At 63.5% G+C, this 12,215-nt stretch carries 11 protein-coding genes and 1 tRNA gene; 3 read left to right on the top strand and 9 right to left on the bottom strand.

The window, feature by feature from the left end:
• Window positions 1-34 precede the first annotated feature (34 nt).
• Window positions 35-760, bottom strand: coding sequence for an ABC transporter ATP-binding protein (locus AB0O87_RS13595; protein ID WP_363517049.1), 726 nt, complete (start codon window positions 758-760; stop codon window positions 35-37).
• 62 nt (window positions 761-822) lie between these two features.
• Window positions 823-2,313 (bottom strand): ABC transporter permease, encoded by a 1,491-nt coding sequence (locus AB0O87_RS13590; RefSeq protein ID WP_363517046.1) that lies wholly within the window; start codon window positions 2,311-2,313, stop codon window positions 823-825.
• A 152-nt stretch (window positions 2,314-2,465) separates the two neighbouring features.
• Between AB0O87_RS13590 and AB0O87_RS13585 the strand changes: the two genes are divergently transcribed.
• Both AB0O87_RS13585 and AB0O87_RS13580 read left to right on the top strand, forming a co-directional pair.
• Window positions 2,466-3,194, top strand: coding sequence for a response regulator transcription factor (locus AB0O87_RS13585; RefSeq protein ID WP_363517043.1), 729 nt, complete (start codon window positions 2,466-2,468; stop codon window positions 3,192-3,194).
• A 47-nt stretch (window positions 3,195-3,241) separates the two neighbouring features.
• The gene (locus tag AB0O87_RS13580) at window positions 3,242-4,690 is read left to right on the top strand and encodes an ATP-binding protein (RefSeq protein WP_363517040.1); all 1,449 of its coding nucleotides are present in this window, start codon (window positions 3,242-3,244) and stop codon (window positions 4,688-4,690) included.
• A 169-nt stretch (window positions 4,691-4,859) separates the two neighbouring features.
• On the opposite strand, the gene AB0O87_RS13575 is transcribed toward AB0O87_RS13580, so the two are convergent.
• The 7 genes from AB0O87_RS13575 to AB0O87_RS13545 all read right to left on the bottom strand — a co-directional run bounded on the left by AB0O87_RS13575 (window position 4,860) and on the right by AB0O87_RS13545 (window position 11,532).
• On the bottom strand, window positions 4,860-5,693 hold the full coding sequence (locus tag AB0O87_RS13575; protein ID WP_363517037.1) for a DUF559 domain-containing protein: 834 nt from the start codon (window positions 5,691-5,693) through the stop codon (window positions 4,860-4,862).
• 240 nt (window positions 5,694-5,933) lie between these two features.
• Window positions 5,934-7,508, bottom strand: a complete 1,575-nt coding sequence (locus tag AB0O87_RS13570; RefSeq protein WP_363517034.1) for a flavodoxin reductase — start codon at window positions 7,506-7,508, stop codon at window positions 5,934-5,936.
• Window positions 7,509-7,523: 15 nt separating this feature from the next.
• Complete coding sequence (locus AB0O87_RS13565) at window positions 7,524-8,405, bottom strand: FAD:protein FMN transferase (protein WP_363517031.1); 882 nt, start codon at window positions 8,403-8,405, stop codon at window positions 7,524-7,526.
• A gap of 14 nt (window positions 8,406-8,419) precedes the next feature.
• Window positions 8,420-8,893, bottom strand: coding sequence for a hypothetical protein (locus AB0O87_RS13560; RefSeq protein WP_363517028.1), 474 nt, complete (start codon window positions 8,891-8,893; stop codon window positions 8,420-8,422).
• A gap of 93 nt (window positions 8,894-8,986) precedes the next feature.
• Window positions 8,987-10,021, bottom strand: a complete 1,035-nt coding sequence (locus AB0O87_RS13555) for a ribose-phosphate diphosphokinase (RefSeq protein ID WP_363517025.1) — start codon at window positions 10,019-10,021, stop codon at window positions 8,987-8,989.
• 7 nt (window positions 10,022-10,028) lie between these two features.
• Window positions 10,029-11,459 (bottom strand): bifunctional UDP-N-acetylglucosamine diphosphorylase/glucosamine-1-phosphate N-acetyltransferase GlmU, encoded by a 1,431-nt coding sequence (gene glmU / locus AB0O87_RS13550; RefSeq protein ID WP_363517022.1) that lies wholly within the window; start codon window positions 11,457-11,459, stop codon window positions 10,029-10,031.
• 1 nt (window position 11,460) lies between these two features.
• Window positions 11,461-11,532, bottom strand: a tRNA-Gln gene (locus AB0O87_RS13545).
• A 171-nt stretch (window positions 11,533-11,703) separates the two neighbouring features.
• Here AB0O87_RS13545 and AB0O87_RS13540 point away from each other — a divergent pair.
• A complete protein-coding gene (locus tag AB0O87_RS13540) occupies window positions 11,704-12,198 on the top strand; it encodes a MarR family transcriptional regulator (RefSeq protein ID WP_363517019.1) in 495 nt (164 codons plus the stop codon).
• The last annotated feature ends 17 nt before the right edge of the window (window positions 12,199-12,215 follow it).

Genomic DNA, 12,215 nt, shown 5'->3' with positions numbered 1-12,215 from the left:
GGCAGCCGCGGCTGCCCCCTCTTTTATGTTTACCTCAGCGCGTGATGTCTTGCACCGTGCCCTTGGACAGGCGAAGGCGCCGCGTGGCGCGGCGAGCCACCGCGGAGTCGTGTGTGACGACAATCATCGTGATGCCATCGGCGCAGAGCGATTCCAGCAACGCGAGAATCTCATCGCGCATGCTCTCGTCGAGATTGCCGGTCGGCTCGTCGGCGAGCAACACTCGTGGCCGCTTGACGATCGCGCGAGCGATCGCGACACGCTGTTGCTGACCGCCGGAAAGCTCGGTAGGAAGATGATCCCCGCGGTCATCCAACCCCACATGCGCGAGCGCTGCCAGTACCCTCGTGCGTCGTTCTTCTTTGTCGAGATGTAAAGGCTCAAGAGCCATGTCGACGTTTTCTGATGCGGTCAGCGTGGGAATCAGGTTGAACCCTTGGAAGACGAATCCAATCTCTTCCGCTCTGATCCGCCCCAGTTCTTTTACCGACGCAGACGACAGCTCCCGGCCATCCAGTTGTAGTGAACCACTGGACGGGGAATCGAGGGCACCGAGAAGCTGCAGCAGCGTTGATTTTCCGCCACCTGTTGGCCCCTGGATTGTGACGAAGTCGCCCGGCATGATCTGAAGATCGACGCCGGTGAGCGCCTTCACAATGCGACCTTTTTGCGTGTAGGTGCGGGTGACCCCCGTCGCGCGGTAGAGCGGCGTTTCATCGCGCTGATGCTGCGCGTCAGGTGCGAGGCCTGCAGCGGTCATAAGAGTCTCCTTCTGATCAGATGTGTGGGGCTGTTCGCGTGGCGAACGAGATGAGGCGGCGCTCATGCCACCGACCGCAGTGCTTCTGCCGGGCTGAGGCGCGCTGCCCTCCAGCCGCCGAACGCGCCCGCAATGAGGCCACCGAGCACAGCGAGACCTATCGCTGCAACAAAGACGCCCGGTGTGAACGGTGCCTGAAGCACGATGTCGGCGTTGGAAGTTGCCGAGACAAGTGCGCCGCCGCCGGTTGGGCCGCCACCTCCACCGCCAGGTGCACCTGGCTGACCCGCTGTGTTCGCGGCGGTTTCCGCAGCCGTAGACACCGTGGGCTGCAGGACGTTGATGACAACGATGCCGATTACCCCGAGCGCGAGACCTGCGGCACCACCGATGAGGCCCTGCACCATGGACTCCCCCGCCACCTGGCGCACGACGCGACCGTTCGACCACCCGATGGCCTTCAGAGTTCCGAACTCCCGCGTGCGACGCCCCACCCCCGACAGCGTGAGCAGCACGGAGAGCAGCACGGCAACGGCAAGCACAATGATCGAGAGCCAGGTGCCGAGGTTCGTGATCAAGGCTGTTGCGCTGGACAGCGATCCAGAAACCGTAGATGCAAGCTCCGCCTGCGAGGTGACGGTGGCTTCGGGGAGCTCTTCGACGAGCGCGGCCTGCACGTCGTCAATAGATGCTGCGGAATCGGCTTGGACATAAACCGTCGAGATCACATCTCCCACACCAGCCAGCGTCTGCGCTGTCGCCAATGGTAGGTACACATTCGCTGCGGTGTCTGCCGTATCCGCTGTGGCGGTGAGGATACCGACGACCTCGACATCGGAGCCGGCGACGTCGATGGTGTCACCGACCGCGATCTCGCTGGTGGTGGCGTACGTGCTGTCGACCAGAGCGACAAGCGCGTCACTGTCGTCTGTGTCGAACCCGCGACCGTCACTGACTTCCACGGAGGCCAGTGGGCCGATCGCGGTCGCTGCCGGATCAATACCGAGCACCGAGAAGGAGTCGACGTCGAAGGCCCCTCCGCGACCTTGACCACCCTCTGGGGGCGCCTGGCCCTCACCCGGTGTGCCGCCCTGCGTACCGTCTTGCGTCTCTTCCTGCTGGCCGAAGCCGCCGCTTGGCAACTCACCAGAGAAAGTCGAATTGGTGAGGCTGAGCGCACCAGCCGCCGCCGACACGCCATCAGCGGCCGCCACGGTGTTCAGCACTTCAGCGTCGAGGGTGCCGCGAGCAAGGTCGGTGCGCAACGTCGACTGGTCAAGCGTGGTGGTCTCGCCATCTGTCTCGCCCGCATCCGCATCGAACTCGAAACGCGCGCCACCGCGGTCCCCAGGCTCAGCAGCGGCACCGGTCACGGTGAGGTCGGTTCCGACGCCATAGACCGATTCGAGCGCTTGAGCCTGCGCGTCACGCACTCCGGCGGTCAGAGCATTAACGATGATGACGAGCGCGATGGCGATTGCCAATCCGACCGCGACTATCGCCGTCTGTTTTTTGCGACCAGCGAGTTCGCGCCGCAGGTATGTTCCGTACATCGTTCTCCTTCTGCCGCGGCCATCGCGGGCGAGAACGACGCTAGAAGCCGCACATATGGGAGATCGAAGAGCAGGTTATGAAACACCTATCTCTCAGACAACGCATAGCTCGCTCCATAGAAATTACATAGGAGACTCCGCAGAATAGAGACATGACCAGCGATCTTCCCGAACTGCGCCGCCCCGACGGCTCCCCCTTGCGTGTGCTTGCCGTCGACGACGAGCAGATGCTGACCGATCTGCTTTCCATGGCGCTCCGCATGGAAGGTTGGGAAGTGCGCACGGCGTCTTCCGGCCTTGAGGCACTGCAGGTCGCACGCGAGTTCGAACCAGACGCACTCGTGCTCGACATCATGATGCCCGACCTCGATGGCATGTCGGTACTCAAGCGACTCCGCGAGTCCGGCAACCTCGTCCCCGTGCTCTTTCTCACCGCTAAGGATGCCGTGGGAGACCGCGTTGCTGGCCTCACCGCCGGCGGTGACGACTACGTCACGAAACCGTTCAGCCTCGAAGAGGTCATTGCCCGTGTGCGCGCAATCATTCGCCGCACTGGACACGCCACCGCCGATGACGGCCAGTCGATTCTGCGTGTCTCCGACCTCACCCTCAACGAAGACAGCCACGAGGTCGAGCGCGATGGGACCGAGATCGAGCTCACCGCCACCGAGTTTGAGTTGCTCCGCTACCTCATGCGAAATGAGCGACGGGTGCTGTCGAAGGCGCAGATCCTTGACAGGGTCTGGAGCTACGACTTTGGTGGCAAGTCATCGGTCGTCGAGCTCTACATTTCGTACCTTCGTAAAAAGATCGATGCGGGTCGCACCCCGTTGCTGCACACCGTCCGTGGTGTCGGCTACATGATCAAGGCCCCGCAGTGAGGTCCGCGACGATGGTGAGACGGCCGATGAGCCTGCAGACGCGACTGATGACCGCCGTCATTGGGTTCGTCTCCCTAATCCTCATCATCGTCGCCGTTATCACCAGCGCGACGCTGGGCACCACCCTTGAGCGACACCTCGATCAGAAGCTTGTCGGATACGCCCGCATTACCTCACAGTTGGTGGAGCGAGTGCCGGCCAATCAGGCCACCGTCGACAATTTCCTCCTCGGAGAAGACCCACGGATTCCTGGGTTGCTTTTCGCCGTCGCCAGTCCGGTGACTGGTGCGACAGGCGTTGCTTTCAATGACTCGCAAGAGGACTTCGGCGGCACCCCAGAGGAGCTCAGCACCGAGCAGCTTCACAACCTCATCAATGGTCTAGGCAGCAACACCCCGACCACCGTTTCGATCGATGGACTCGGTTCCTACCGGGTCGTGGCCACGACAACGAATAACGGCGTCATCGTCGTCACAGGACTCCCCCGCGCCGAGATCCAGAACCTGCTCGCAAAGCTCCTCACTGTGATCGCCCTTGCAACCGTCGGCGGCCTGATCTTGCTGGCGCTGACCACTGCTGTGACCATCAGAGTGGGGCTCCGGCCGCTCCGCGCTGTCGCCACGACGGCGACCAGAGTGGCGAATCAACAGCTCGATCGCGGTGAGGTCACGATCACCGAACGCGTTCCGGCATCTGAGGCCGACCCCCGCACCGAGACCGGCCTTGTGGGGGCGTCCCTGAACACTCTGCTCGACCATGTGAACACTTCTCTCGCCTCTCGGCAGCAGAACGAGGAACGCATGCGGCGCTTTGTAGCCGATGCCAGCCACGAGCTACGAACCCCGCTCGCCTCTATTCGCGGCTACTCCGAACTTTCGCTCCGCGCGCTTGGCCAGAGCCGATCTCCCGAGGTGATCGATGGCACCACGTCATCACTCGAGCGCATTCAGGCGCAGTCGCTACGAATGACAAGCCTCGTTGAAGACCTCCTTCTGCTGGCACGACTCGACGAAGGGCGCGAACTCGTGCACGGCACTGTCGATCTCACCCAGCTGGCATTGGAAGGTCTCTCAGATGCACGTCCGACTGCGCTTGAGCATCACTGGAACATCGAGGTGCCCGAAGAGCCTGTCACTGTTCTCGGTGACGCAGGACGGATGCACCAGGTGGTCGCGAACCTGCTCGCCAATGCACGAACGCACACTCCGGCAGGCACCACGATCACGCTGAGCGTGGCGCAAGAGGACGCAGACGCGGTCTTGCGTGTGCACGATGACGGACCGGGCATTGATCCCGCAATCCGCGAGGAACTTTTTGCGCGGTTCGCGAGGGGCGACAGCTCCCGTGCCCGCCAGACCGGCGGAACGGGCCTCGGGCTCGCCATCGCCAAAGCCATCGTCGAGGGCCACCACGGTTCTATCTCTGTCGAAAGCGAACCGGGCGATACGACCTTCACTGTCCGCATCCCGACCACCCCACCCGCCAAGACCTCCTAACTCCCCCTACTCCCCCAACGCCCCCAACTCCCCCTAACTCCCCCAGCTCCCCCCTGACCAGGTCCACTTGTCGGGAGATTGCCCTGCTGCGCCAGTTCTCGCACGGTTTGGCCCGACATCCGTACGTTCTCCCGACAAGTGGACAGTGTGCGGCGGTCAGTTGCGGCGGTCAGTTGCGCTCTTGCAGGCGCCGAACGGCCGCAACGATCGCCGATTCGACCGAGGCCCAGTCGTGGATCACCTGCGCGTAGTCGAACCGCAACGTCTCGTATCCGAGCGCCGAGGCAGCCGCGTCACGCACAAGATCTTTGTGCCGGTGTGCGGCACTCGCGTGGTTGCCTTTGCCGTCTGTCTCCAGGATCAAGAGGCCACCGAGTACGAAGTCCACTCTTCCGACCGTGGGAATCGCGACCTGGCACTCCAAACTGATGCCCAAGAGATGGAGTCGTAGCCGAAGCAGAGACTCTAGTCCGCTGTCTGCGTCGGACCGCGCCAGGTCGATCAGCCAGTGCGCGCCTGCGGGCAGACGTTGCCGTATTCGTCGCCGTGCTGTGCTCACGATCAGTCGCTGAGCGAGCGCAGATTCGAGTGCGGCAAAGAAAGCTTCTTCCCCCGCGCAGCGGTACACGTGGATCAGTACCTGTTCGAGCGGAGCGAGCCCAACCCCTGCGCGGCCAGCGTCGTAGTGCCCTACACACTCGCAACGCACATGATGCGGGCGCCCTTTTCCTCCCAACCAGACATGCACCGGCCCGTCGGCCTCAAGAGACCACACTCCATACAGCCGCAACGCATGCGCGCAGGTGAGCGCTCCGCCGTGGGCCGCCGCCTCCACAATCGCGGCGTCAGCGGCGACCACCGCAAAGACCCCTGCTCTCACCCGAGCGAGAGAGCCGCCGCGCACCGCGGCCGCGCTCATCCGGCGGGTGATCCCGTACGTCCGAAGCAGGGTTCCCCGCACGACCCCACCGTGTTGGCCAGCAATAAACGCAGCACTAAGCATCCGTCGATTCTGGGCTGCGCATTCGTCTTCCGGTTCCGTCTGAGGCGCGCTGCGAGCGAATCCACTCCGAAGCGCTAAGTGTGCAGGAACGGACAGCGAGCACACCTGTCGGGAGAATCCTTCAGGCACGCGCGCATGCGCGGAAACCTCCCTACATCCGGGCTTTCTCCCGACAAATGCACCGGGGGTCGGCGAGAGGAGGAGGGGCGGGGCCGGGGCGGGGCCGGGGGCGGGAGGGGGTCAGTAGCCGGCGAAGGCGTCGGTGGTGAGGGAGCGTGCTTTCTGCAGTGCAGGAGCAAGGGCGGCGATCAGGCGTGGCGGACCGGAGATAAAGGCGTGCCGGATGGAGAGGTCGGGGACTGTGCGCTGCAGCGTTGCCGCGTCTACACGGGCTCCCTGCGCCCATGTCCAGTGGGCGGGGAGATCCGTCGGCTCATCCGGGGTGAAGACAATCGCCGTCACCCCCGTCGATGCAATCTCCTCCCGGAAGGCGAGTTCGTTGGCCTCAGACGCCACATAGACGAGCACGATATCGCGATGCTGCGCGGTCGCCTGCAGCTGTCGGAGCTGCGAGACGAATGGCGTCACCCCGATGCCAGCGGCAACCATCAACACCGGCTGATCGTTGTTCGGAAGGACGAAATCACCCCAGGTGCCCGTAACGGCGAGCCGCGCGCCCGGCTGCGCTGCTGCCAAGGCGCGCTTGTAGCTCGACGGATGTGTGGGCGCGCTGCTCGTGTACGCAACGCGCAACGTCGGGAGGTCTGCCGGCGCCGAAACGATGCTGAACTCCCGGCGTGTGCCTCGAGCGTCTGGTCGCGAGTGGGGAACATCAAGCTCGAGGTACTGCCCTGGCAGAAATCGAATCTTCCCCCTGGCGTCAAAAGTGAGCTCCTGCACGCGAGGAGTAATGAACGAGCGACGTTGCAGCACCAGGCTCAGTGACCCCCGGAGGGCGAAGGCGAACGCCAGCAGATTTCCCACAAGAAGCGCACGTTCCTGCCCGAGCGTGAAAAGGCCAGCGACGGAGATAGGCCAGCCGGCCAACAGCCCCACAACGACTGCCACGGCGAACTGCTGCCGACGACGTGGAGGAAGCGTCAGTGGCTCAGAGAGCATGAAGGCACCGAGAAAGAGGAACGGCGACTGCAGCACCGCAAACTGCAGTGCTGTTGCCACATCGAACCCGATGCCGAACTGCGTAGCTTGCACCGCCTGACGTACCACCGAAGTACCCACGGCAACGAGGAAGAACGCGGAAACAACCTGCACCTTCTCGGTGCGCCACAGCACCGCCAATCCCAGAAGCACGACGGGAATCGTCAGCAGGGGCGTGCCGACCCACCACGACGATGAGGTTCCCAACCATGCAAACGCTCCAAATGCGCCGAGGATGGAGACGACCGCCGCACCAAAGGCCGCGGGGTTGAAGATGTGGCGGCCGCGCCACGCGATCAGATACTTCGACACACTGGCGAGAGCCCCCGCCAGGGCGAGCCCCGCCAAGGCGCCAAACTCGATTCCTGGGCGCAGCACAAACAGCAAGATGAGCGCGGTGACAAGGGAAGACTCCACCCGCAACGGGAGCCGCAGGATGCGCTGGGCCGCCGCGTCGACGCCCACCACGACGACGGCGAGTACGAAGAATGACGCCAGCAGCTCAGCGGGCGTCGGCGAGACGAGCACGCCAAAAAGGGACAGGATCAGCGCGACCACCGCGAGCCCGCCGAGTGCACACACGACGAGCCTGTACATCGAGACTCCGCCAAGCACCGCAAGAACCCGTTGCCGTGCGGCGGTGAAGAAGGTGGTCATGTGTTCCGCTCTCCCCTATCTCTCTGGCGCTGGCCTGGTGTTGCCACCGGTAAGAAACAGCTCAGCCGGACAGTTCGCGGAGTATTCGACGCGCCCGTCTGTGCTCATCCGCACCCAGTCGACCTCCCACTCGTTGGCGAGCTGTGCGCCGCCATCGAAGAAGAGTGCTGTGGCAGCGGCATCAGCCCGCATTGCCTCTGGCGCCACCGCCCAGGTGGCTGCCCATGTGCGCACAGGCAGGCCGGTGCGGCCATCGAGAACGTGATGCAGTCCCTCTCCCCATGCCCTCCGATTGATGGCAGAGGCGCACAGCGCCTGGTCGCGCGCCTCGATGACTCCAATCGCTTTCCGCGAGTCGAAAGGATGCTCCAGAGCGATACGCACACCCGCTCCGCGCAGGCGAATATCACCCCCCGCATCCACCACCACGTCGCCGGGGAGGTCTGCCAGCACCTGCATCACCAGGTCGATCAGCCGGCCCTTGCCGAGCGCTCCAATATCCAGCATCGAGGCAGACGATGCCGAGACTCCGGTCTCCGTCCATGACAGCTGTTCGTCCCAACCGGAAGGAGCCTGGACCGGAGGACGAGCGACAAGCGAGTAGTCGGCGTCATACCCCAGCGCACTGAGGCTGTCGGCAATCAGCGGATTGACACCGCCCTGCGTGGCAGACGTGAGGTCGGCATAGAGATCGAGCATGGGCGCCGCATCCGCTGACACGATACGACCGCCACTTCTTCCGAGGCGAGCGACTTCTGAGTCTTCGCGGAACCGCGACCACGTGCGATCGAACTCAGCGATCGTTGCGGATACCGCATCACGCATGACTTCGCTGAGGGTGTCGGTCGTTTCAATCTCCCAGAGCGTTCCGATTGCCTCGAAGCGCCAGCTTGCCATACCGTGTCAGGCGCCTATGCGGCTGCCTGCTCCTTGATCGCATCGACGGCGATGTTGAAACCTCCGCTGGTCAAAGACGACCCAGCGACGCGCGTCACGTTGAGATCATCAATCGCCACACCTTCGACCTCGTCCGAAATGCCGGCGATGAACTGGCTCTGGTACTGCTCCGACTCTGGGTTGCTCGGCTCGCCGGTCACCTCAACGTCGGTCACCACGCCGTCGGCGAGTGTGAGGGTGACGGACACCTGCTCCACCGTCTCCGGCGTTTGATACGAGCCTTCTGCGGTGTAGGTGCCATCGGCGTAGTTTGCCGCGTCGCCGCCCGCAGCACTCGTCGATGATTCGGCGGTTGACCCCGTTCCGGTATCTGTCGAAACGTTGCTGGCGTCGGCTGTACCCGCGCAACCCGCAAGGACAAACACCCCCGCTACCCCGAGAAGCGCTGAGCCAGTACGGACAGAGGTCGGTGCGGTCGTGCGGAGCATAATAGCCCTCCCGGCTCGGTGTCTTTCGGTGAGAAGTTCAACACTTCGACCGTAAGTACCGCGGCTATGCGAAGGCTGTGCTCCAGCGATGAGTTACGCGTCGCCGCCGAACATGCTGGTGACAGAACCGTCTTCGAAGACCTCGTGGATCGCGCGTGCGAGCAGCGGCGCAATGGGAAGAATCGTGAGTTTTTCCCATCGACGCGACTCCGTCAGCGGGATCGTGTCGGTGATCACAACCTCATCGATCGACGAGTCCTGCAGTCGGTCAGACGCCGGGTCGCTGAAGATCGCGTGGGTTGCGGCGACGATGACGCGGTGAGCACCAGCTGCTTTGAGCGCCTGAGCCGCTTTCACGATCGTGCCACCGGTGTCGATCATGTCGTCGACAAGAAGGCAGGTGCGCCCCTCGACGGCACCCACGATCTCGTGCACCGAAACCTGGTTCGCGACCTTCGGGTCGCGGCGCTTGTGGATGATCGCAAGCGGGGCGCCGAGGCTGTCTGACCAGGTGTCTGCAACGCGCACTCGACCCATATCCGGGGAGACGACGGTGAGGATTTCACGGTCCTCCGCCGAGAGCGTGTTCTGGAAGTAGTCCAGCAGCACAGGCTTCGCGAACAGGTGGTCGACTGGTCCGTCAAAAAAGCCCTGAATCTGTGCCGCATGCAGATCGACGCTCATCACGCGGTCTGCGCCGGCTGTCTTCAGCAGGTCAGCTACCAGGCGAGCACTGATCGGCTCGCGACCGCGGCCCTTCTTGTCCTGCCGAGAATACGGATAGTACGGAGCGACGACGGTGATGCGCTTGGCCGACGCACGCTTGGCGGCGTCGATCATAATCAGCGTTTCCATCAGCCACTCATTGACCGGCTCGCCGAAGGTCTGGATGAGGAAGAGGTCGACGCCACGGATCGAAACCTCGAAACGCGCATAGATCTCTCCAGACGCGAAGGTACGGTGCTCGACAGGGGCGATCTCGGTGCCCAACGCTTCCGCGACAGCTGCCGTCAGGGCGGGGTGCGAACGCCCGCCAGCGACGACGAGCCGCTTCTTCGTCTTCGCGATGATTCCGGGGGCTACCCCGTTGTCCCGATCCAGATCGACAGTCTTCTTCTTGCGCGCCATGGCCTGCCTATTCCGCTGATCGTTCTCGGACGGCAGCATCCGCCGCGCCCGTCCCTGCTCTGTTTTTCTCGACCCAACCCTCGACATTGCGCTGGGGTGCAACGGTCATGGCCAACGCTCCGGCCGGAACATCCTTGCGGACCACCGCGCCGGCGCCGGTCTTCGCGCCTGCACCCAGCCTAACGGGCGCAACAAGGACGGTGTGAGAACCGGTGTGCACTTCGTCGCCGATCTCGGTGCGGTGCTTGTGCACATCGTCGTAGTTGGCCGTAATGGTGCTCGCGCCGAGGTTGACTCCACGGCCGATCGTCGCATCACCCACGTAAGACAGGTGCGGGACCTTGCTTCCCTCACCGATCTCGGCGTTCTTCGTCTCGACGTACGCACCGATTTTGCCTCTGGCGCCCAATACCGTGCCCGGTCGCAGGAACGAGAACGGGCCGACCTGTGCCTGCGCGCCAATCACGGCAAGCGTGGCGTCTGTGCGACGAACGCTCGCATCTTCACCGACCTCGCAGTCAACGAGGGTCGTGTCTGGTCCAACGACCGCACCGGGGGCGATCACGGTTGCACCCAAGATGTGAGTGTTCGGCAGAACAGTCACATCGGGTGAGAGCTTTGCGTCGTCATCGATCCAGGTGGTGGAGGGGTCGATCACCGTAACGCCTTCGAGCTGCCAACGGCGGACGATGCGCTGATTAAGCAACCGCCCGACCTCTGCCAGCTGAGCGCGATCGTTCACCCCAAAAGTCACAGACACGTCGGAGACAACGGAAGCAGCTACCCGGTCACCATCGCGACGCAGGAGCCCGGGAACATCCGTCAAGTACATCTCGCCCTGGGCGTTTTCGACGCCGATCTGCGGCAGGTAGGTACGCAGGGTCGACGCGCGGAACACGTACATCCCTGCGTTGATCTCCCGCACCGCTGCTTCGTCGGCAGTGGCGTCTTTCTGCTCCACGATGCGATCGACTCCGCCGTCTGCATCGCGCACTACTCGTCCGTAGCCGGTGGGGTCATCAACCAACGCCGTCATCAGGGTGGCCGGTGCGCCGGACTCGCGGTGCTCCGCCACGAAAGCAGAAAGCGTGTCGAAGTCGGCCAGCGGGCAATCGCCGGACAGCACCAGCACGTCGCCATCGAAATCACCGGGGAGCGCGTCGATCGCCACCTGAACCGCACGGCCTGTGCCTGGAACATGGTCCTGATCGATAAAAATCGCGTCTGGGTAGTCAGCGGCGAGCGCAGCAACAACCTGGTCGCGCTCGTGCCGCACAACCACCTCGACGTGGGCTGCCTGCAACCGACCTGCCGTGGTGAGCACGTGTCCCACCAGCGGGCGACCGCTGATGCGATGCAACACCTTCGGCAGCCGCGACTTCATACGCGTGCCCTGTCCTGCGGCGAGGACGACGATCGCGAGATTGTTCCCAGTCATGCTCCGCCGCCAGGACTCGAACCTAGACCTAACAGCTCCAAAGGCTGTCGTGCTGCCATTACACCACGGCGGACCGTAGCTCCCCGGAGGGCGCCACGCACCAATTCTGCCATGCTCCAGCACCGGTTTTGGCGACACCACGTCTGTGACCCTCCGGAAACACGATTCTGAGACAGCACATTCATGATGCTCGCGTTGCCTGCGGTGGCCAGCCCCTCACGGGCATACACGCGATAATGGGCGAATGAGCGAGGCGGATGAGGTCGACCGGATTGTCGGCGCGTGGAACACCCAGCGCCCCGACCTCGATTTTTCTCCTCTCGAAGTGCTGTCCCGCATGGACCGGCTCTCACGGCATCTTGACCGCGCTCGCCGGAATGTCTTCCGGCGCAGTGATCTGGAGCAGTGGGAGTGGGATGTACTCTCGGCGCTGCGTCGCGCAGGATCCCCTTTCCAACTCTCGCCCAAACAGTTGCTCCAACAGACCCTTGTCTCGAGCGGAACGATGACCAATCGAATCGACAGGCTCGTCGGTCGTCGTTTTGTGCGGAGAGAAGCCGATCCCGACGACGGCCGGAGCGTGCTGGTCACGCTGACCGATGACGGCCGCATGCGGGTAGACGCCGCTATCACTCGCCTCGTCGATGTGGAGGCTGACCTTCTGCAAGCTCTCCCCCGCGCAGATCGGGATCGTCTGGCTGGACTTTTGCGCAAGCTGAGTTTGAGTTTCGACGAGTGAACGGGGTCGACTGATGG

Source organism: Microbacterium sp. NPDC076768, from assembly GCF_040687205.1.
In the GTDB taxonomy this organism is placed as follows: Bacteria; Actinomycetota; Actinomycetes; order Actinomycetales; family Microbacteriaceae; genus Microbacterium.
This window is presented reverse-complemented; position numbering and strand designations above follow the sequence as displayed.

Excerpts from the sequence above, each read along its gene's own strand:
- AB0O87_RS13595 (WP_363517049.1), bottom strand. The coding sequence starts at position 760 with ATGACCGCTGCAGGCCTCGCACCTGACGCGCAGCATCAGCGCGATGAA.
- AB0O87_RS13590 (WP_363517046.1), bottom strand. The coding sequence starts at position 2,313 with ATGTACGGAACATACCTGCGGCGCGAACTCGCTGGTCGCAAAAAACAG.
- AB0O87_RS13585 (WP_363517043.1), top strand. The coding sequence starts at position 2,466 with ATGACCAGCGATCTTCCCGAACTGCGCCGCCCCGACGGCTCCCCCTTG.
- AB0O87_RS13580 (WP_363517040.1), top strand. The coding sequence starts at position 3,242 with ATGACCGCCGTCATTGGGTTCGTCTCCCTAATCCTCATCATCGTCGCC.
- AB0O87_RS13575 (WP_363517037.1), bottom strand. The coding sequence starts at position 5,693 with ATGCTTAGTGCTGCGTTTATTGCTGGCCAACACGGTGGGGTCGTGCGG.
- AB0O87_RS13570 (WP_363517034.1), bottom strand. The coding sequence starts at position 7,508 with ATGACCACCTTCTTCACCGCCGCACGGCAACGGGTTCTTGCGGTGCTT.
- AB0O87_RS13565 (WP_363517031.1), bottom strand. The coding sequence starts at position 8,405 with ATGGCAAGCTGGCGCTTCGAGGCAATCGGAACGCTCTGGGAGATTGAA.
- AB0O87_RS13560 (WP_363517028.1), bottom strand. The coding sequence starts at position 8,893 with ATGCTCCGCACGACCGCACCGACCTCTGTCCGTACTGGCTCAGCGCTT.
- AB0O87_RS13555 (WP_363517025.1), bottom strand. The coding sequence starts at position 10,021 with ATGGCGCGCAAGAAGAAGACTGTCGATCTGGATCGGGACAACGGGGTA.
- glmU (WP_363517022.1), bottom strand. The coding sequence starts at position 11,459 with ATGACTGGGAACAATCTCGCGATCGTCGTCCTCGCCGCAGGACAGGGC.
- AB0O87_RS13540 (WP_363517019.1), top strand. The coding sequence starts at position 11,704 with ATGAGCGAGGCGGATGAGGTCGACCGGATTGTCGGCGCGTGGAACACC.